The sequence below is a fragment of the Lentzea kristufekii genome, from assembly GCF_033949925.1.
In the GTDB taxonomy this organism is placed as follows: Bacteria; Actinomycetota; Actinomycetes; order Mycobacteriales; family Pseudonocardiaceae; genus Lentzea; species Lentzea kristufekii.
Genome location: NZ_JAXAVV010000035.1, coordinates 1 through 16,914, shown reverse-complemented (window position 1 = coordinate 16,914; position 16,914 = coordinate 1). Strand labels below are relative to the sequence as shown.

29 protein-coding genes are annotated in these 16,914 nt (G+C 65.9%); 25 read left to right on the top strand and 4 right to left on the bottom strand.

Going from position 1 to position 16,914, the window contains the following annotated elements; genetic code table 11:
* Positions 1-18 precede the first annotated feature (18 nt).
* From SK571_RS42115 to SK571_RS42100, 4 genes are all read right to left on the bottom strand, one after another.
* Positions 19-333 carry a WXG100 family type VII secretion target gene (locus SK571_RS42115; protein WP_319989709.1) on the bottom strand — a complete coding sequence of 105 codons (315 nt, stop codon included), beginning with the start codon at positions 331-333 and terminating at the stop codon, positions 19-21.
* Complete coding sequence (locus tag SK571_RS42110) at positions 330-824, bottom strand: YbaB/EbfC family nucleoid-associated protein (protein WP_319989708.1); 495 nt, start codon at positions 822-824, stop codon at positions 330-332. Before SK571_RS42110 ends, SK571_RS42115 begins: the two co-directional genes overlap by 4 nt.
* Before the next feature lie 108 nt (positions 825-932).
* Positions 933-1,379: an LppU/SCO3897 family protein gene (locus SK571_RS42105; RefSeq protein ID WP_319989707.1), complete on the bottom strand. Its 447-nt coding sequence runs from the start codon at positions 1,377-1,379 to the stop codon at positions 933-935.
* Positions 1,376-1,849, bottom strand: coding sequence for an LppU/SCO3897 family protein (locus tag SK571_RS42100; protein WP_319989706.1), 474 nt, complete (start codon positions 1,847-1,849; stop codon positions 1,376-1,378). Before SK571_RS42100 ends, SK571_RS42105 begins: the two co-directional genes overlap by 4 nt.
* A gap of 307 nt (positions 1,850-2,156) precedes the next feature.
* Here SK571_RS42100 and rpsL point away from each other — a divergent pair, with 307 nt between their 5' ends.
* From rpsL to rplO, 25 genes are all read left to right on the top strand, one after another.
* On the top strand, positions 2,157-2,531 hold the full coding sequence (gene rpsL / locus SK571_RS42095) for a 30S ribosomal protein S12 (protein WP_030473471.1): 375 nt from the start codon (positions 2,157-2,159) through the stop codon (positions 2,529-2,531).
* Complete coding sequence (gene rpsG, locus SK571_RS42090) at positions 2,531-3,001, top strand: 30S ribosomal protein S7 (RefSeq protein WP_030478293.1); 471 nt, start codon at positions 2,531-2,533, stop codon at positions 2,999-3,001. Before rpsL ends, rpsG begins: the two co-directional genes overlap by 1 nt.
* Before the next feature lie 77 nt (positions 3,002-3,078).
* Complete coding sequence (gene fusA, locus SK571_RS42085; RefSeq protein ID WP_319989705.1) at positions 3,079-5,181, top strand: elongation factor G; 2,103 nt, start codon at positions 3,079-3,081, stop codon at positions 5,179-5,181.
* Between the two features lie 147 nt (positions 5,182-5,328).
* Entirely contained in the window at positions 5,329-6,522 is a 1,194-nt protein-coding gene (tuf, locus tag SK571_RS42080; RefSeq protein ID WP_319989704.1) for an elongation factor Tu, read from the top strand.
* Between the two features lie 584 nt (positions 6,523-7,106).
* Positions 7,107-7,412, top strand: a complete 306-nt coding sequence (gene rpsJ, locus SK571_RS42075; protein ID WP_003938093.1) for a 30S ribosomal protein S10 — start codon at positions 7,107-7,109, stop codon at positions 7,410-7,412.
* Positions 7,413-7,439: 27 nt separating this feature from the next.
* On the top strand, positions 7,440-8,090 hold the full coding sequence (gene rplC, locus SK571_RS42070) for a 50S ribosomal protein L3 (protein ID WP_030478296.1): 651 nt from the start codon (positions 7,440-7,442) through the stop codon (positions 8,088-8,090).
* Positions 8,090-8,776 carry a 50S ribosomal protein L4 gene (gene rplD, locus SK571_RS42065; RefSeq protein ID WP_319989703.1) on the top strand — a complete coding sequence of 229 codons (687 nt, stop codon included), beginning with the start codon at positions 8,090-8,092 and terminating at the stop codon, positions 8,774-8,776. The genes rplC and rplD overlap by 1 nt, the downstream gene beginning before the upstream one ends.
* Entirely contained in the window at positions 8,773-9,072 is a 300-nt protein-coding gene (rplW, locus tag SK571_RS42060) for a 50S ribosomal protein L23 (RefSeq protein ID WP_045309807.1), read from the top strand. Before rplD ends, rplW begins: the two co-directional genes overlap by 4 nt.
* Before the next feature lie 19 nt (positions 9,073-9,091).
* On the top strand, positions 9,092-9,925 hold the full coding sequence (rplB, locus tag SK571_RS42055) for a 50S ribosomal protein L2 (RefSeq protein WP_089949047.1): 834 nt from the start codon (positions 9,092-9,094) through the stop codon (positions 9,923-9,925).
* An 18-nt stretch (positions 9,926-9,943) separates the two neighbouring features.
* Complete coding sequence (gene rpsS, locus SK571_RS42050; RefSeq protein ID WP_030478300.1) at positions 9,944-10,225, top strand: 30S ribosomal protein S19; 282 nt, start codon at positions 9,944-9,946, stop codon at positions 10,223-10,225.
* 34 nt (positions 10,226-10,259) lie between these two features.
* Positions 10,260-10,658, top strand: coding sequence for a 50S ribosomal protein L22 (gene rplV / locus SK571_RS42045; RefSeq protein WP_030478301.1), 399 nt, complete (start codon positions 10,260-10,262; stop codon positions 10,656-10,658).
* Positions 10,658-11,488 (top strand): 30S ribosomal protein S3, encoded by an 831-nt coding sequence (rpsC, locus tag SK571_RS42040; protein ID WP_319989702.1) that lies wholly within the window; start codon positions 10,658-10,660, stop codon positions 11,486-11,488. Before rplV ends, rpsC begins: the two co-directional genes overlap by 1 nt.
* 3 nt (positions 11,489-11,491) lie before the next feature.
* Positions 11,492-11,911, top strand: a complete 420-nt coding sequence (gene rplP, locus SK571_RS42035) for a 50S ribosomal protein L16 (RefSeq protein WP_030473461.1) — start codon at positions 11,492-11,494, stop codon at positions 11,909-11,911.
* Positions 11,911-12,153, top strand: coding sequence for a 50S ribosomal protein L29 (gene rpmC / locus SK571_RS42030; protein ID WP_030478304.1), 243 nt, complete (start codon positions 11,911-11,913; stop codon positions 12,151-12,153). The genes rplP and rpmC overlap by 1 nt, the downstream gene beginning before the upstream one ends.
* A complete protein-coding gene (gene rpsQ, locus SK571_RS42025; protein ID WP_319989701.1) occupies positions 12,150-12,431 on the top strand; it encodes a 30S ribosomal protein S17 in 282 nt (93 codons plus the stop codon). The genes rpmC and rpsQ overlap by 4 nt, the downstream gene beginning before the upstream one ends.
* A 69-nt stretch (positions 12,432-12,500) precedes the next feature.
* On the top strand, positions 12,501-12,869 hold the full coding sequence (gene rplN, locus SK571_RS42020; RefSeq protein WP_030478306.1) for a 50S ribosomal protein L14: 369 nt from the start codon (positions 12,501-12,503) through the stop codon (positions 12,867-12,869).
* Positions 12,870-12,871: 2 nt separating this feature from the next.
* The gene (gene rplX, locus SK571_RS42015; protein ID WP_045309812.1) at positions 12,872-13,186 is read left to right on the top strand and encodes a 50S ribosomal protein L24; all 315 of its coding nucleotides are present in this window, start codon (positions 12,872-12,874) and stop codon (positions 13,184-13,186) included.
* A 2-nt stretch (positions 13,187-13,188) separates the two neighbouring features.
* Entirely contained in the window at positions 13,189-13,752 is a 564-nt protein-coding gene (gene rplE, locus SK571_RS42010; protein WP_090065865.1) for a 50S ribosomal protein L5, read from the top strand.
* Between the two features lie 4 nt (positions 13,753-13,756).
* Complete coding sequence (locus SK571_RS42005) at positions 13,757-13,942, top strand: type Z 30S ribosomal protein S14 (RefSeq protein ID WP_030473455.1); 186 nt, start codon at positions 13,757-13,759, stop codon at positions 13,940-13,942.
* Between the two features lie 124 nt (positions 13,943-14,066).
* Complete coding sequence (gene rpsH / locus SK571_RS42000) at positions 14,067-14,465, top strand: 30S ribosomal protein S8 (RefSeq protein ID WP_030478309.1); 399 nt, start codon at positions 14,067-14,069, stop codon at positions 14,463-14,465.
* Positions 14,466-14,477: 12 nt separating this feature from the next.
* The gene (gene rplF, locus SK571_RS41995; protein WP_045309814.1) at positions 14,478-15,017 is read left to right on the top strand and encodes a 50S ribosomal protein L6; all 540 of its coding nucleotides are present in this window, start codon (positions 14,478-14,480) and stop codon (positions 15,015-15,017) included.
* Between the two features lies 1 nt (position 15,018).
* Positions 15,019-15,420, top strand: coding sequence for a 50S ribosomal protein L18 (rplR, locus tag SK571_RS41990; protein WP_090015388.1), 402 nt, complete (start codon positions 15,019-15,021; stop codon positions 15,418-15,420).
* Between the two features lie 34 nt (positions 15,421-15,454).
* Positions 15,455-16,063 carry a 30S ribosomal protein S5 gene (rpsE, locus tag SK571_RS41985; RefSeq protein ID WP_030473451.1) on the top strand — a complete coding sequence of 203 codons (609 nt, stop codon included), beginning with the start codon at positions 15,455-15,457 and terminating at the stop codon, positions 16,061-16,063.
* 2 nt (positions 16,064-16,065) lie between these two features.
* Complete coding sequence (rpmD, locus tag SK571_RS41980) at positions 16,066-16,251, top strand: 50S ribosomal protein L30 (RefSeq protein WP_030478313.1); 186 nt, start codon at positions 16,066-16,068, stop codon at positions 16,249-16,251.
* Positions 16,248-16,691, top strand: coding sequence for a 50S ribosomal protein L15 (gene rplO, locus SK571_RS41975; RefSeq protein WP_319989700.1), 444 nt, complete (start codon positions 16,248-16,250; stop codon positions 16,689-16,691). Before rpmD ends, rplO begins: the two co-directional genes overlap by 4 nt.
* The last annotated feature ends 223 nt before the right edge of the window (positions 16,692-16,914 follow it).

Sequence of the window (16,914 nt, the reverse complement as noted above, 5' to 3'; positions counted from 1 at the left end):
CAGCAATCCCCCAGACTGCTAGCCGCTGATGCCGCGTGCGTTGAACTGGTCCTGCTGTTCCATCAGGTTCGCGGACTCTTCGAGGTTCTTCCCGATGTCCTGCAACGTCTTCGCGACCTCCGCCATCACCTTGCGGACGCCGTCGGCCGCGGGCGCGTAGTCGGTGCCGAACTTCTGGCCAGCCTCGTCACCGCCCCAGCAGTTGCCCTCGGCGTCGAGGCCGCGGGCCAGGGCGGCCGCACTGGTCGCCATCTCCTCGCCGGTGCTGACCATCTTCGCCGCCGCCGAGCGCACGCCGGCGGCCTCCATGTAGGTGCGGCCACCCGCGCTCACCAGCGGTTCCCCCTGCCCATGATCGAGTCGCCGCCGAAGTCCTCGTCCTCGTCGGACGCGACCGCGCGCTGCACCGGACGGGCTTCCTTGCGCAGCACCGAGGAGCCGAAGTCCTCATCGGACGGTGGGGGCGGCGGGACGGGCTCGTCGCGCTGCTCGACCTTGAAGATGTCCTTGATCGACGGCGCGCCGGGCACGACGTCCGGCAGGTCCACGGTGCCCTCTTCCGAGGTCAGCGGGGCCATGTGGGCGTTGACCTGCTCGCGCACGTTCTGCGCGGCGCGGCGGGCCACCTGCGTGATCGTCTGCGCCAGCTGTTCGGGCGTGACCCGCTCGAAGGCGCGCTGTCCCAGTTCGAGCTTGTCCAGCACACCCGTGGAGTCCACGGTCACCACGACGTTGCCGTCCGGAGAGGACGCCACCCCGGACATCGCCGCGATCGCCGCCTGGGCTTCGCGCAACCCGTCCGTGCGGTCCTTGAGCTCCCGCATCAGATTGTCGAGGGTGCCGCGCAACTCTGCGTTACGAGCCGCTAGCTGATCGTCATCGAGCACCACGGCAACTTACCCAAGGTGATCGGAACGTGTCGGCCGAACGGCTCAGTTGGTGATGCAGATCGTCTTCACCGGCTGCGAGTACGTCTTCGCGTCGTCACCGTTGCACAGCGCCCTGTCCGACTTGCCGTCGACGACCTTCGTGACCTTGCGCGTCCCGGCCCCGCACGCCACCCGTTCGAAGTACTGGTTGACCGCCTTGAGGCAGTCGCCCTCCCGCACGTTGAGGACGTAGCAGAGCCGCGTCTTGCCGTTCGTCCTCGACCGTCCGGACGACTCGGTCAGGTAGTCACCGGTCGGGCACATCGTGCGTCGCTCACGCGAAGACACGCGGTACACGGCCTCTTGTGACGAGCACTCCACTTCCGCCATCTCGACGTTCGTGTCGTTGAGGTCGACCTGCTTCGCGCACTCGCCGACGCCGGCCTGCTCGTGCCAGCCGGAGCACCCGGACAGCACCAGGGCCAGAGCGGCGAGCAGGGCGACCTTCACGGCTTCTCCAGGCAGACGGTCAGGGCGGGATCGGGATAGGTGCGGGCCTCGTGGTCACCGCACAGCGACCGGTCGGCGGAAGCAGTGACCTTCGACACCCGCTGGGATCCGCCTGTGCCGCACGCGACGCGCTCGTGGAACGCGCTGCCCTGCTTGAGGCAGTCGCCTTCCCTCACGTTGAGCACGAAGCAGTAGTGCTTCAGACCGGCTCCCTTGCCGGCCTGGCTGACCGTCTGGTCGAGGTAGTCACCCCGTGGACACGACTTCTTCCTTTCGAGCTTCACGAGCCGATATGCCGCCTCGGGCGCTGTGCAGCTGGTCTCGTCCATGTCGAACTTGCCGTCTGACGTGCCGATCGGCTCGGCGCAGTCGCCCACCTCGGGCTCCGAGAGCATGTCGCCGATGATGAAGTAGCCGGGCACGACCAGCACCAGGGCGATGAGGCCGTAGACCAGCAGGTTGAGCTTCAAAGCGGGTTCTCCGTCACACGAGTAGCGTGGGTGCCGGGCGATATGTCTACTGCAGGTGCGGGTGCGGTACCCCCGTTTTGACCCAGGTAGACGTGGGCGGGTATCTTTGCTACCTGTGCCCGACCCATGTCGGGCCGCTCCGCGTGCCCGTGAGGCAGCGGTGTCCTCCACTCGCAGTGGCAGTTGAACTGTTGCTTGCGGACCTTGGGAGCGGGCGACACGCCCGACCTCGGGTGCAGAGAGGGATCAAGAAACACGAGGGTGAACCGGAAGGCCAGCCCTCAAAGACGGAAGAAGCAGCCGGCGAATGCCAACGATCCAGCAGCTGGTCCGCAAGGGCCGCCAGGACAAGGTGGCCAAGCAGAAGACGGCGGCCCTCAAGGGCTCGCCGCAGCGGCGCGGTGTGTGCACCCGCGTTTACACCACCACCCCCAAGAAGCCGAACTCCGCACTGCGCAAGGTCGCTCGCGTGAAGCTGACCAGCGGTATCGAGGTCACGGCCTACATCCCCGGTGAGGGTCACAACCTCCAGGAGCACTCGATGGTGCTCGTGCGCGGCGGTCGTGTGAAGGACCTGCCGGGTGTTCGCTACAAGATCATCCGTGGCTCTCTCGACACGCAGGGTGTCAAGAACCGCAAGCAGGCTCGCAGCCGCTACGGCGCGAAGAAGGAGAAGAGCTAATGCCCCGCAAGGGACCGGCCCCGAAGCGGCCGCTTATCTCTGACCCGGTGTACAGCTCGCCGCTCGTGACCCAGCTCATCAACAAGGTGCTGGTCGACGGTAAGCGCTCCGTGGCCGAGAAGATCGTCTACGAAGCCCTCGAAGGTGCTCGCGAGAAGACCGGCACCGACCCGGTCGTCACGCTGAAGCGCGCCCTGGACAACGTGAAGCCGTCGCTGGAGGTCAAGAGCCGCCGCGTCGGTGGTGCGACCTACCAGGTGCCGATCGAGGTCAAGCCGGGCCGTTCGACCACGCTGGCGCTGCGCTGGCTGATCACCTTCTCCCGGCAGCGCCGTGAGAAGACCATGGTCGAGCGTCTGATGAACGAGCTGCTCGATGCGAGCAACGGTCTCGGTGCGAGCGTCAAGCGCCGTGAGGACACGCACAAGATGGCCGAGTCCAACAAGGCCTTCGCCCACTACCGCTGGTGATCTGACGCCCGGTCTCGGCGAGACCGGGCTCTCCCAGCCCTAGTGAGCGCCACAAGCTCAAGACAGGGGAAAGACCCGTGGCACAGGACGTGCTCACTGATCTTGCCAAGGTCCGCAACATCGGGATCATGGCCCACATCGACGCGGGCAAGACCACGACGACTGAGCGGATCCTCTTCTACACGGGGATCAGCTACAAGATCGGCGAGGTGCACGACGGCGCTGCCGTGATGGACTGGATGGAGCAGGAGCAGGAGCGCGGCATCACGATCACGTCGGCCGCGACGACCTGCTACTGGAAGAACCACCAGATCAACCTGATCGACACGCCCGGCCACGTCGACTTCACCGTCGAGGTCGAGCGCAACCTGCGCGTCCTCGACGGCGCTGTTGCCGTCTTCGACGGCAAGGAGGGCGTCGAGCCGCAGTCCGAGCAGGTCTGGCGGCAGGCGACCAAGTACGACGTCCCGCGCATCTGCTTCGTCAACAAGATGGACAAGCTCGGCGCGGACTTCTACTTCACGATCAAGACGATCCAGGACCGGCTCGGCGCCAAGCCGCTGCCGCTCCAGATCCCGATCGGCTCCGAGAGCGAGTTCATCGGTGTCGTCGACCTGATCGAGATGCGCGCGCTGACCTGGCGCGGCGAAGTCCAGAAGGGCGAGGACTACGCGATCGAGGAGATCCCCGCGGATCTGCTCGAGAAGGCGCAGGAGTTCCGCGAGCAGCTGCTCGAGGCCGTCGCCGAGACCGACGACGACCTGACCGAGAAGTTCTTCGACCAGGGCGACCTGTCCGTCGAGGAGATCAAGGCCGGCCTCCGCAAGATCGTCGCCGCGGGCTCCGCGTACCCGATCCTGTGTGGCTCCGCGTTCAAGAACAAGGGCGTCCAGCCCATGCTCGACGCGGTCATCGACTACCTGCCGTCGCCGCTCGACCTCCCGCCGGTCGAGGGCACGCTGCAGGACGGCGAGACCGTCGTGAAGCGCAGCCCCTCGAGCGACGAGCCGTTCTCGGCTCTGGCGTTCAAGATCGCCGTGCACCCGTTCTTCGGCAAGCTGACCTACATCCGGGTCTACTCGGGCAAGGTCGCTGCGGGCACCCAGGTCATCAACGCGACCAAGGACCGCAAGGAGCGCATCGGGAAGATCTTCCAGATGCACGCCAACAAGGAGAACCCGGTCACCGAGGCCATCGCGGGCCACATCTACGCCGTGATCGGTCTGAAGGACACCACGACCGGTGAGACCTTGTGCGACCCGGCTCACCCGATCGTCCTCGAGTCGATGACCTTCCCCGAGCCCGTCATCCAGGTGGCCATCGAGCCCAAGACGAAGGCGGACCAGGAGAAGCTCGGCACCGCGATCCAGAAGCTGGCCGAGGAGGACCCGACGTTCCGGGTCAACCTCGACCAGGAGACGGGTCAGACCATCATCGCCGGCATGGGCGAGCTCCACCTGGACATCCTGGTGGACCGCATGCGCCGCGAGTTCAAGGTCGAGGCCAACATCGGCAAGCCTCAGGTGGCGTACCGGGAGACCATCCGCCGTGCGGTGGAGAAGTACTCCTACACCCACAAGAAGCAGACCGGTGGCTCCGGCCAGTTCGCGAAGGTGCTCGTCACCGTCGAGCCGCTGGAGAAGAAGGAAGACGGCGCGCTCTACGAGTTCGTCAACGCCGTCACCGGTGGTCGCATCCCGCGTGAGTACATCCCGTCGGTCGACGCGGGTGCACAGGACGCGCTGCAGTACGGCGTGCTGGCGGGCTACCCGCTGGTCGGCGTGAAGGTGACGCTGCTCGACGGCGCCTACCACGAGGTCGACTCCTCGGAAATGGCGTTCAAGATCGCTGGTTCGATGGCCCTCAAGGAAGCCGCCCGTCAGGCGTCTCCCGCGATCCTCGAACCGCTGATGGCCGTCGAGGTCACGACGCCCGAGGAGTACATGGGCGACGTGATCGGCGACCTGAACTCCCGCCGTGGCCAGATCCAGGCCATGGAGGAGCGCAGCGGTATCCGTGTCGTCAAGGCACTGGTCCCGCTGTCGGAAATGTTCGGGTACGTGGGTGACCTGCGGTCCAAGACCCAGGGTCGCGCCAACTACTCGATGGTGTTCGACTCCTACGCAGAGGTTCCCGCGAACGTCTCGAAGGAGATCATCGCGAAGGCGACTGGGGAATAACCCCACACCGGAGCACCGCAGTTCCACCGCGGGCTCTCCGGGGGCGAATCCCTGGGGTCCGCATTTTCCGACCCTGACGTGTAGTCCGGCGGGTGGCCACCAGATACCCGTCGGACCAGCAAAAAAGAAGTCCAGGAGGACAATCCAGTGGCCAAGGCGAAGTTCGAGCGGACGAAGCCGCACGTCAACATCGGCACCATCGGTCACATCGACCATGGCAAGACCACGCTGACCGCGGCGATCTCCAAGGTTCTGCACGACGCGTACCCCGATGTGAACGCCTCTTTCGCGTTCGACCAGATCGACAAGGCGCCGGAAGAGAAGCAGCGCGGCATCACGATCTCGATCGCGCACATCGAGTACCAGACGGAGAACCGTCACTACGCGCACGTCGACTGCCCCGGGCACGCCGACTACATCAAGAACATGATCACCGGTGCGGCGCAGATGGACGGCGCCATCCTCGTGGTCGCGGCGACCGACGGTCCCATGCCGCAGACGAAGGAGCACGTCCTCCTGGCCCGCCAGGTCGGCGTCCCCTACATCGTCGTCGCGCTGAACAAGGCCGACATGGTGGACGACGAGGAGATCCTGGAGCTCGTTGAGCTCGAGGTCCGCGAGCTGCTCTCCGAGTACGAGTTCCCGGGCGACGACCTGCCGGTCGTGCGCGTCTCGGCGCTGAAGGCGCTCGAGGGCGACGCCGAGTGGGGCAAGTCCGTTCTCGACCTCATGGCCGCCGTTGACACGGCGATCCCGGAGCCGGAGCGCGACACCGAGAAGCCGTTCCTCATGCCCGTCGAGGACGTCTTCACGATCACCGGCCGCGGCACCGTGGTGACCGGTCGTATCGAGCGCGGCATCATCAACGTGAACTCCGAGATCGAGATCGTCGGTATCAAGGAGACGTCGAAGAAGACGACGGTCACCTCGATCGAGATGTTCAAGAAGTTCCTGGACGAGGGCCGCGCCGGCGACAACGCCGCGCTGCTGCTCCGTGGCATCAAGCGCGAGGAGGTGGAGCGCGGCATGGTCATCGTCAAGCCGGGCACCACGACCCCGCACACCGAGTTCACGGCGCAGGTCTACATCCTGTCCAAGGACGAGGGTGGCCGCCACACGCCGTTCTTCAACAACTACCGTCCCCAGTTCTACTTCCGGACGACGGACGTGACCGGCGTTGTGACGCTGCCCGAGGGCACCGAGATGGTCATGCCGGGTGACACCACCGGTATGGACGTCAAGCTGATCCAGCCGATCGCCATGGACGAGGGCCTCCGCTTCGCGATCCGCGAGGGTGGCCGCACCGTCGGCGCCGGCTCGGTCACCAAGATCATCAAGTGATCTAGCTTCACCAGTTCGGCGTGAAGCCGGGCCAGCGATCTTCGTTGGCCCGGCTTTCGTCGTCAAGAAAGAAATGTGCGGCAGCTCACGTCGGGCTGTCGCTGGCGCGCGGGTGAAGAGCCGTCGTCGAGATTCTGTTGCCGGGTAATGAAACCGGCACGGCCATCGCTCCACATGCGACGGACGGCAGCGGCTCACCGGCCAAGATCCGCACGTGATCTGGGTCCAACTCACCCACCCCGATTTGGAGTGCCCCACGCTCGTGTGGCATTCTTTACGGGTTGCTCGACGAAGGCCGGGTCGCATCCGTGCGTCCCCGAGTCCTTCCACCGAGCGTCCGCGCCCTGTTAGTGAACGCCTCCTTGCGGAGATGGGCATCAGGGTGCATGGGCTGTGGTAGGCCCAATCCCACCGGGGAGACCTTGCGTGGGACCGGTATGCGTACCGGGCGCGACACGCCCGACCGCGTGGACCGGGCACCATGACACTTCAACAGGGGCGGAGCGCGCCAAGAGGCTGTAACAGGCCTCATCCGAGGCACCGCACCGCAGCGGTTACGAGAAGCAGAGGAACGGCAAGCCATTATGGCGGGACAAAAGATCCGCATCCGGCTCAAGGCCTACGACCACGAAGCGATCGACGCGTCTGCGCGCAAGATCGTGGAGACCGTGACGCGCACCGGCGCTCGGGTCGTCGGGCCTGTGCCGCTGCCCACTGAGAAGAACGTGTACTGCGTCATCCGCTCGCCGCACAAGTACAAGGACTCGCGCGAGCACTTCGAGATGCGCACGCACAAGCGGTTGATCGACATCCTCGACCCGACGCCGAAGACGGTTGACGCGCTCATGCGCATCGACCTGCCGGCCAGCGTCGACGTCAACATCCAGTAAGCGTTGGGCGCGGAGAGTAACGGACCAATGTCTGACAGGCAGATGAAGGGCATCCTGGGCACCAAGCTCGGCATGACTCAGGTCTTCGACGAGAACAACCGGGTCGTCCCGGTCACCGTCGTCAGGGCTGAGCCGAATGTCGTGACCCAGGTTCGCACCGAAGAGAAGGACGGCTACACCGCCGTCCAGCTGGCGGCCGGCGCGATTGACCCGCGCAAGGTCAACAAGCCCGTCGCGGGCCACTTCGCCAAGGCCGGGGTCACGCCCCGTCGCCACCTGGTGGAGCTGCGCACGGCGGACGCCAGCGAGTACACGGTCGGCCAGGAGATCACCGCAGAGGTGTTCGAGGCCGGCGCTGTTGTCGACATCACCGGCACCAGCAAGGGCAAGGGCACCGCGGGTGTCATGAAGCGCCACAACTTCAAGGGCCTCGGCTCCAGCCACGGCACCCAGCGCAAGCACCGCTCGCCGGGTTCCATCGGTGGCTGTGCCACGCCTGGTCGCGTCTTCAAGGGTCTGCGCATGGCTGGCCGCATGGGCCACGAGCGCGTCACGACCCAGAACCTGAAGGTGCACAAGATCGACGTGGAGAACGGGCTGCTGCTCATCAAGGGCGCGGTTCCCGGTCCCAAGGGCGGTCTCGTGTTCGTCAAGACTGCTGCGAAGGGCGGTGCCTGATGTCGACTGTTGAGATCCGCACCCCGGACGGCAAGACCGCCGGCTCCGTCGAGCTGCCGGCTTCCGTCTTCGACGCGCAGGCCAACGTCGCGCTGCTCCACCAGGTCGTCGTGGCCCAGCAGGCCGCCGCGCGCCAGGGCACGCACTCGACGAAGACCCGCGGCGAGGTGTCCGGCGGTGGCAAGAAGCCTTACCGCCAGAAGGGCACCGGCCGTGCCCGCCAGGGTTCGACGCGTGCGCCGCAGTTCGCCGGCGGTGGCGTCGTCCACGGCCCGCAGCCGCGCGACTACTCGCAGCGGACGCCCAAGAAGATGAAGGCCGCCGCTCTGCGTGGTGCCCTCTCCGACCGGGCTCGCGCCAACCAGGTCCACGTCGTGTCCGGCCTGGTGGACGGGGACACTCCGTCGACCAAGACCGCGCGCAAGGTCCTGGAGTCGGTCACCCAGGCTCGTCGCGTTCTCGTGGTGCTCAACCGCACCGACGAGGTCGCGTGGGTCAGCGTGCGCAACCTGCAGCACGTGCACGTGATCGCGCCCGACCAGCTCAACACCTACGACGTGCTCGTCAACGACGACGTGGTGTTCACCAAGGACTCGCTCGACGTGTTCCTCGCCAGCAAGGCCCAGCAGGGTTCTGGCTCGGCCGAGGCCACGGCGACCGTCGTGGACGAGGAGGGTTCCAAGTGATCCCCGACCACAGGGACATCTTGCTCGCGCCGGTGATCTCCGAGAAGTCCTACGGGCTGCTCGAAGAGAACAAGTACACCTTCTTGGTGGCGCCGGGTTCGAACAAGACCCAGATCAAGATTGCCGTGGAGAAGGTCTTCGGCGTCAAGGTCGTCAGCGTCAACACCATCAACCGCCAGGGCAAGCGCAAGCGGACCAAGAGCGGTTTCGGCAAGCGCAAGGACACGAAGCGCGCGATCGTCACGTTGTCGGCTGACAGCAAGGCGATCGAGATCTTCGGCGGCCCTGCCGCCTGATGACGAGGACTGCGTAGAGATGGGCATTCGCAAGTACAAGCCGACGACGCCTGGTCGTCGCGGTGCGAGCGTCTCCGACTTCGCCGAGATCACTCGGTCGACTCCGGAGAAGTCGCTGATCCGCCCGCTGCACAAGCTGGGTGGGCGCAACGCGTCGGGCAAGATCACCACGCGTCACAAGGGCGGCGGTCACAAGCGGGCTTACCGCCTGATCGACTTCCGTCGCAACGACAAGGACGGCGTGCCGGCCAAGGTCGCTCACATCGAGTACGACCCGAACCGCACCGCGCGCATCGCGCTGCTGCACTACGCAGACGGCGAGAAGCGCTACATCATCGCCCCGGAGAAGCTCAAGCAGGGTGACACGGTTGAGAACGGCCCCAAGGCCGACATCAAGCCGGGTAACAACCTGCCGCTGCGCAACATCCCGGTCGGTTCCGTGATCCACGCGATCGAGCTCCGCCCCGGTGGCGGCGCGAAGATCGCGCGCTCCGCCGGTGCCTCGGTGCAGCTCGTGGCGAAGGACGGCCCGTACGCCCAGCTGCGGATGCCTTCGGGCGAAATCCGCAACGTGGACGTGCGCTGCCGCGCCACGCTCGGCGAGGTCGGCAACAAGGAGCACCAGAACATCAACTGGGGCAAGGCAGGCCGCATGCGGTGGAAGGGCAAGAAGCCCACCGTCCGTGGTGTCGCCATGAACCCCGTTGACCACCCGCATGGTGGTGGTGAAGGTAAGACCTCCGGTGGTCGCCACCCGGTCAACCCGGCTGGTAAGCCCGAAGGCCGTACGCGCCGCCGTAAGCCAAGCGACAAGCTCATCGTCCGGCGTCGTCGCACCGGTAAGAAGCGCTGAGCAGGGAGGGAGTGAAGGATGCCTCGCAGCCTTAAGAAGGGTCCCTTCGTCGACGACCACCTGCTCAAGAAGGTGGACGTTCAGAACGAAGCGGGCAAGAAGACCGTCATCAAGACGTGGTCCCGCCGGTCCACGATCATCCCGGACATGCTGGGTCACACCATCGCGGTGCACGACGGCCGTAAGCACGTCCCGGTGTTCGTGACCGAGGCGATGGTCGGGCACAAGCTGGGCGAGTTCGCCCCGACCCGCACCTTCAAGGGTCACATCAAGGACGACCGGAAGTCTCGTCGCCGCTAGGCGTCGAACTGAGAAGAGCAAGGGAAAAGCAGCGATGAACGCCCGTAAGGACGCTGAGGCGCAGGAGTTTCCGCGCGCCGTGGCTCGGGCTCGCTACGTCCGCGACACCCCCATGAAGGTCCGTCGCGTCGTCGAGCTCATCAAGGGTCGTAACGCAAGCGAGGCCCTGGCCGTGCTCCAGTTCGCGCCCCAGGCCGCTTCTGAGCCGGTCGCGAAGGTGCTCGCCAGCGCCATGGCCAATGCCGAGAACAACATGTCCCTGGACCCCTCGACCCTCTGGGTTGCGGTGGCCTACGTGGACGAGGGTCCGACCCTCAAGCGTTTCCGCCCGCGTGCCCAGGGCCGCGCGTACCGGATTCGCAAGCGGACGAGCCACATCACCATCGAGGTGGAGTCTCGTCCCAAGAAGACCAGCGTGAAGGGAACGCGGTAGTGGGCCAGAAGATCAACCCGCACGGCTTCCGGCTGGGGATCACCACCGACTGGAAGTCCCGCTGGTACGCAGACAAGCAGTACGCCGAGTACGTGGCGGAGGACGTCAAGATCCGCCGCCTGCTCAGCAAGGGCATGGAGCGTGCCGGCATCTCCAAGGTGGAGATCGAGCGGACCCGTGACCGGGTGCGCGTCGACATCCACACCGCCCGGCCGGGCATCGTCATCGGCCGTCGTGGTGCCGAGGCGGACCGCATCCGCGGTGAGCTGGAGAAGCTCACCAAGAAGCAGGTCCAGCTGAACATCCTCGAGGTCAAGAGCCCCGAGTCGGACGCGCAGCTCGTGGCACAGGGTGTCGCCGAGCAGCTGTCCAACCGCGTCGCCTTCCGGCGCGCGATGCGCAAGGCCATCCAGTCGGCCATGCGTTCGCCGCAGGTCAAGGGCATTCGCGTGCAGTGCGGCGGTCGCCTCGGCGGCGCCGAGATGTCCCGCTCGGAGCACTACCGCGACGGCCGCGTGCCGCTGCACACGCTCCGCGCCAACATCGACTACGGCTTCTTCGAGGCCCGCACCACGTTCGGCCGTATCGGCGTGAAGGTGTGGATCTACAAGGGCGACATCGTCGGTGGCATCTCGGCCAAGCGCGCGCTCGACGCGGCTCCGGCTCAGGCCGACCGCGCCCCGCGCCGCGACCGTGGCGAGCGTCCGAACCGGGCCCGTCGTTCCGGTGCCAGCGGCACCACCGCGACGAGCACCGAGGCCGGCCGTGCCGCCGCTGACGCTTCCGCGTCGGCCGAGGCCCCGGCTTCTGCAGAGAAGACGGAGAGCTGAGTCATGCTCATCCCTCGTAGGGTCAAGCACCGCAAGCAGCACCACCCGAAGCGTTCGGGCGCTGCCAAGGGCGGCACGAAGGTCACCTTCGGTGAGTACGGCATCCAGGCTCTGGAGCCGGCCTACGTGACGAACCGGCAGATCGAGTCCGCTCGTATCGCCATCACTCGCCACATCCGTCGTGGCGGCAAGGTCTGGATCAACATCTTCCCGGACCGTCCGCTGACGAAGAAGCCGGCCGAGACCCGCATGGGTTCCGGTAAGGGTTCGCCGGAGTGGTGGGTGGCCAACGTCAAGCCGGGTCGCGTCCTCTTCGAGATGGCCTTCCCGAACGAGCAGGTCGCTCGCGAGGCGCTCCGCCGCGCGATCCACAAGCTCCCGATGAAGTGCCGCATCGTTACGCGTGAGGGTGGTGAGTTCTGATGGCAGCGGGTACTACCGCTTCCGAGCTGCGTGAGCTCACCGAGGAAGAGCTCGTGCTGCGTCTGAAGGAATCGAAGGAAGAGCTCTTCAACCTTCGTTTCCAGATGGCCACGGGCCAGCTCGACAACAACCGGCGTCTGCGCACGGTCCGGCATGACATTGCCCGGATCTACACCGTGATGCGGGAGCGGGAGCTCGGGCTCTCCGTCACGCCGGATTCCACTGGTGAGGGTGCGGCATGACCGAAAGCAACGAAGTTCAGACCGAGAAGCGCAACGACCGCAAGGTCCGTGAGGGCCTCGTCGTGTCCGACAAGATGGACAAGACGATCGTGGTCGCGCTCGAGGACCGCAAGAAGCACCCGCGTTACTCCAAGATCATGCGCTCCACCACCAAGGTGAAGGTGCACGACGAGGAGAACGTGGCGGGCATCGGCGACCGCGTCCTGCTCATGGAGACCCGGCCCCTGTCGGCGACCAAGCGGTGGCGTCTCGTGCAGATCCTCGAGAAGGCCAAGTAGTCCTTTCTAGACAGACCGAGCCCGTCGGGTCGGAAATCCGGCGGGCCAGGAATGGTCAGGAGCAAGTAAGTGATTCAGCAGGAGTCGCGACTTCGTGTCGCCGACAACACTGGTGCAAAGGAAATCCTTTGCATCCGTGTTCTCGGTGGTTCGGGTCGCCGCTACGCGGGCATCGGCGACATCATCGTCGCGACCGTCAAGGACGCGATCCCCGGTGCCGGCGTGAAGAAGGGTGACGTCGTCAAGGCCGTCATCGTCCGCACCGTCAAGGAGCGCCGTCGTCCGGATGGCTCGTACATCCGCTTCGACGAGAACGCCGCCGTGCTCATCAAGAACGACAACGAGCCCCGCGGTACCCGCATCTTCGGCCCGGTCGGTCGCGAGCTGCGCGACAAGAAGTTCATGAAGATCATCTCGCTGGCTCCGGAGGTGCTCTGACCATGAAGGTGAAGAAGGGCGACACGGTCGTCGTCATCGCCGGCAAGGACAAGGGCGCGAAGGGCAAGGTCATCCAGGCCTACCCGGAGACCGGCAAGGTCCTGGTCGAGGGCGTCAACCGGATCAAGAAGCACACCAAGATCACGCAGACCCAGCGGGGCGCGCAGTCTGGTGGCATCGTGACCCAGGAAGCTCCGATCAACGTCTCCAACGTGATGGTGGTCGACTCGGACGGCAAGCCGACCCGTGTTGGTTACCGGACGAACGACGAGGGCAAGCGGGTCCGCATTTCCCGTCGTAACGGGAAGGACATCTGATCATGACTACCGCAGAGAAGATCATCCCGCGGCTCAAGACGCGCTACCGCGACGAGGTGAAGGCCGAGCTGCAGAAGCAGTTCGACTTCTCCAACGTGATGCAGATCCCGGGCGTCGTGAAGGTCGTCGTCAACATGGGTGTCGGCGACGCCGCCCGTGACGGCAAGCTGATCGAGGGTGCCGTCAGGGACCTGTCGATCATCACCGGCCAGCGTCCCGAGGTCCGCCGGGCCCGCAAGTCCATCGCGCAGTTCAAGCTGCGTGAAGGCATGCCGATCGGTGCGCGCGTCACGCTGCGCGGCGACCGCATGTGGGAGTTCCTCGACCGTCTGCTGACGATCGCGCTGCCCCGTATCCGCGACTTCCGCGGCCTCTCGGGCAAGCAGTTCGACGGCAACGGCAACTACACGTTCGGTCTGAACGAGCAGTCGATGTTCCACGAGATCGACCCGGACGCTATCGACCGGCCTCGCGGCATGGACATCACCGTCGTCACCACCGCCACGAACGACGAGGAGGGCCGGGCGCTGCTGAAGCACCTGGGCTTCCCGTTCAAGGAGAACTGACTCGATGGCCAAGAAGGCGTTGATCAACAAGGCCGCGAAGAAGCCGAAGTTCAAGGTCCGGGGTTACACCCGGTGCCAGCGTTGCGGCCGCCCCCACGCGGTGTTCCGCAAGTTCGGCCTCTGCCGGATCTGCCTGCGCGAGATGGCTCACCGCGGTGAGCTGCCTGGCGTGAGCAAGTCCAGCTGGTAATCCCAAGCTTCATTACTTCGCTGTAGGCCCGCACACGACCGTCCTGTCCTCTCCCCGTCGGGGGAGAGGGCGGGTCTGGACCCTGAGCCGGTGAACCGCAGCGAGAAAGGTTGACCAGGTCACCATGACGATGACCGATCCCATCGCAGACATGCTCACTCGTCTGCGGAACGCGAACTCGGCTTACCACGACAAGGTCGTGATGCCGCACTCCAAGATCAAGGCGAACATCGCCGAGATCCTCAAGCGCGAGGGCTACATCGCCTCGTACCGCGACGAGGACGGCGAGGTGGCCAAGAACCTGGTCGTCGAGCTGAAGTACGGCCCGAACCGTGAGCGCAGCATCGCCGGCCTCCGCCGCGTGTCCAAGCCCGGTCTGCGCGTGTACGCGAAGTCCACTGGCCTGCCCCGAGTTCTCGGTGGCCTCGGCGTGGCGATCATTTCGACCTCTGGCGGTCTCATGACCGACCGTCAGGCCAACAAGGCAGGCGTGGGCGGAGAAGTCCTCGCCTACGTTTGGTAAGGGGGAGTAGACATGTCGCGCATCGGTAAGCAGCCGATCATTGTCCCCTCCGGGGTCGACGTGAACATCGCCGGCCAGGACGTCAGCATCAAGGGCCCCAAGGGTCTCCTGACGCTGACGCTCGCTGAGCCGATCATCGTCGAGAAGGCCGAAGACGGCACTCTCGAGGTCAAGCGCCCGAACGACGAGCGGCGCAACCGCGCGCTCCACGGCCTGTCGCGCACTCTCGTGCACAACATGGTCGTCGGCGTGACCCAGGGTTACGAAAAGAAGATGGAAATCCACGGCGTCGGTTACCGCGTCGCGCTCAAGGGCTCTGAGCTCGAGTTCGCGCTCGGTTACTCGCACCCCGTCAAGGTGGAGGCCCCCGCGGGCATCACCTTCGCGGTCGAGACCCCGACCCGGTTCTCCGTCTCGGGTATCGACAAGCAGCTGGTCGGTGAGGTTGCCGCCAACATCCGCAAGCTGCGCAAGCCCGACCCGTACAAGGGTAAGGGTGTCCGGTACTCGGGCGAGAAGATCCGTCGCAAGGTCGGAAAGACGGGTAAGTGACATGAGCGAGTCGACTGTTACGAAGCGCAAGCCGGTGGGCAAGGACATCTCCACCAGGCGTCGTGTTGCGAAGGCCCGTCGCCACTTCCGCCTCCGCAAGAAGGTCAACGGCACCGCCGAGCGTCCGCGCCTGGCCGTGCACCGTTCGTCGAAGCACATCACCGTGCAGATCATCGACGACCTGAAGGGCCACACGATCGCGTCCGCTTCCTCCATGGAGGCCGACGTCCGTGCCCTGGACGGCGACAAGAAGGCCCGTGCGGCCAAGGTCGGCCAGCTGGCCGCGGCCCGCGCCAAGGACGCCGGCGTCACGGCGGTCGTGTTCGACCGCGGTGGCAACGCGTACCACGGCCGGATCGCTGCTCTGGCGGATGCCGCTCGCGAGGCGGGGCTGGAGTTCTGACAATGATCATTTCTGGAATTGAGAGGGACGCCTGATGCCAGGACGTACGCGTCGCGAAGGCGGCGGGGGCGAGCGCGGAGAGCGCCGCGACCGTCGTGACGGCGGCCGCGGCGGCGCGGCCCAGGAGAAGACCCCCCACCTCGAGCGCGTGGTTGCCATCAACCGCGTCTCCAAGGTGGTCAAGGGTGGTCGTCGGTTCAGCTTCACCGCGCTCGTCGTGGTGGGTGACGGCGACGGCATGGTCGGCGTCGGTTACGGCAAGGCCAAGGAAGTTCCCGCGGCCATCGCCAAGGGTGTCGAGGAAGCGAAGAAGAACTTCTTCCGCGTGCCTCGCATCGCCGGCACCATCCCCCACCCGGTTCAGGGTGAGAAGGCCGCTGGTGTGGTCCTGCTGCGTCCGGCCTCGGCCGGTACCGGTGTCATCGCGGGTGGCGCTGTCCGCGCCGTCCTCGAGTGCGCCGGCGTGCACGACGTGCTGTCGAAGTCGCTCGGCTCCGACAACGCGATCAACATCGTGCACGCGACCGTGGCGGCCCTCAAGGGTCTGCAGCGTCCGGAAGAGGTCGCGGCCCGTCGTGGCCTGCCCCTCGAGGACGTCGCCCCCGCCGGCATGATCCGCGCTCGCGCGGGCCAGGGGGTCTGATCATGGCTCAGCTCAAGATCACCCAGGTGAAGAGCACCATCGGTACCAAGCACAACCACCGCGAGTCGATGCGCACCCTCGGGCTGCGCAAGATCCGTCAGTCGGTCGTGCGTGAGGACACCCCCCAGGTTCTCGGCCTGATCAACGCCGTGCGCCACCTGGTGGTTGTCGAGGAGGTCCAGTCGTGACCATCAAGATTCACGATCTGCGTCCGGCCCCCGGAGCCAAGACCGCCAAGACCCGCGTCGGTCGTGGTGAGGGCTCGAAGGGCAAGACCGCCGGCCGCGGTACGAAGGGCACGGGCGCTCGCAAGAACGTCTCGCCGCGCTTCGAAGGTGGCCAGATGCCGCTGCACATGCGGCTCCCGAAGCTCAAGGGCTTCAAGAACCCGTTCCGCACCGAGTACCAGGTCGTGAACGTTTCTTCGATTGCCGCCGCTTTCCCCGAGGGGGGCTCGATCGACGTTCCCGCGCTGGTGCTGGCCGGGCTGGTCCGCAAGGGCTCGCTCGTCAAGGTGCTGGGTGACGGCGACGTCAGCGTGAAGCTGGATGTCACGGCTGACAAGTTCTCCAAGACCGCTGTGGAGAAGTTGGCGGCTGCTGGTGGGTCTTCCACCGTGGCTTCCTGATTGCCGCTGGTACTTGTCTGAAGGGCCCTGAGGCTTTGCCTCGGGGCCCTTTGGCGTTTGTGGGGGAGCTGGGTCGCGGGTTGTGCTGTGGTCGCCTTGCGGGCGGCCTGGTTGGGTGCGTGCTTTCCCCTGGGGGTTCTGCCCCCAGACCCCCGGCAATCTGATCGGGGGGTGGCGCCGTGGGTGGGTTGATGGCACGCCTGTTGGGTTGGGCGGCTGCCTG

Bases quoted from the DNA above. Each gene is read 5' to 3' on its own strand.
- SK571_RS42110 (WP_319989708.1), bottom strand. From the start codon at position 824: ATGCGGGAGCTCAAGGACCGCACGGACGGGTTGCGCGAAGCCCAGGCG.
- rpsL (WP_030473471.1), top strand. From the start codon at position 2,157: ATGCCAACGATCCAGCAGCTGGTCCGCAAGGGCCGCCAGGACAAGGTG.
- rpsG (WP_030478293.1), top strand. From the start codon at position 2,531: ATGCCCCGCAAGGGACCGGCCCCGAAGCGGCCGCTTATCTCTGACCCG.
- rpsJ (WP_003938093.1), top strand. From the start codon at position 7,107: ATGGCGGGACAAAAGATCCGCATCCGGCTCAAGGCCTACGACCACGAA.
- rplC (WP_030478296.1), top strand. From the start codon at position 7,440: ATGTCTGACAGGCAGATGAAGGGCATCCTGGGCACCAAGCTCGGCATG.
- rplD (WP_319989703.1), top strand. From the start codon at position 8,090: ATGTCGACTGTTGAGATCCGCACCCCGGACGGCAAGACCGCCGGCTCC.
- rplB (WP_089949047.1), top strand. From the start codon at position 9,092: ATGGGCATTCGCAAGTACAAGCCGACGACGCCTGGTCGTCGCGGTGCG.
- rpsS (WP_030478300.1), top strand. From the start codon at position 9,944: ATGCCTCGCAGCCTTAAGAAGGGTCCCTTCGTCGACGACCACCTGCTC.
- rplV (WP_030478301.1), top strand. From the start codon at position 10,260: ATGAACGCCCGTAAGGACGCTGAGGCGCAGGAGTTTCCGCGCGCCGTG.
- rplP (WP_030473461.1), top strand. From the start codon at position 11,492: ATGCTCATCCCTCGTAGGGTCAAGCACCGCAAGCAGCACCACCCGAAG.
- rpmC (WP_030478304.1), top strand. From the start codon at position 11,911: ATGGCAGCGGGTACTACCGCTTCCGAGCTGCGTGAGCTCACCGAGGAA.
- rpsQ (WP_319989701.1), top strand. From the start codon at position 12,150: ATGACCGAAAGCAACGAAGTTCAGACCGAGAAGCGCAACGACCGCAAG.
- rplX (WP_045309812.1), top strand. From the start codon at position 12,872: ATGAAGGTGAAGAAGGGCGACACGGTCGTCGTCATCGCCGGCAAGGAC.
- rplE (WP_090065865.1), top strand. From the start codon at position 13,189: ATGACTACCGCAGAGAAGATCATCCCGCGGCTCAAGACGCGCTACCGC.
- SK571_RS42005 (WP_030473455.1), top strand. From the start codon at position 13,757: ATGGCCAAGAAGGCGTTGATCAACAAGGCCGCGAAGAAGCCGAAGTTC.
- rpsH (WP_030478309.1), top strand. From the start codon at position 14,067: ATGACGATGACCGATCCCATCGCAGACATGCTCACTCGTCTGCGGAAC.
- rplF (WP_045309814.1), top strand. From the start codon at position 14,478: ATGTCGCGCATCGGTAAGCAGCCGATCATTGTCCCCTCCGGGGTCGAC.
- rplR (WP_090015388.1), top strand. From the start codon at position 15,019: ATGAGCGAGTCGACTGTTACGAAGCGCAAGCCGGTGGGCAAGGACATC.
- rpsE (WP_030473451.1), top strand. From the start codon at position 15,455: ATGCCAGGACGTACGCGTCGCGAAGGCGGCGGGGGCGAGCGCGGAGAG.
- rpmD (WP_030478313.1), top strand. From the start codon at position 16,066: ATGGCTCAGCTCAAGATCACCCAGGTGAAGAGCACCATCGGTACCAAG.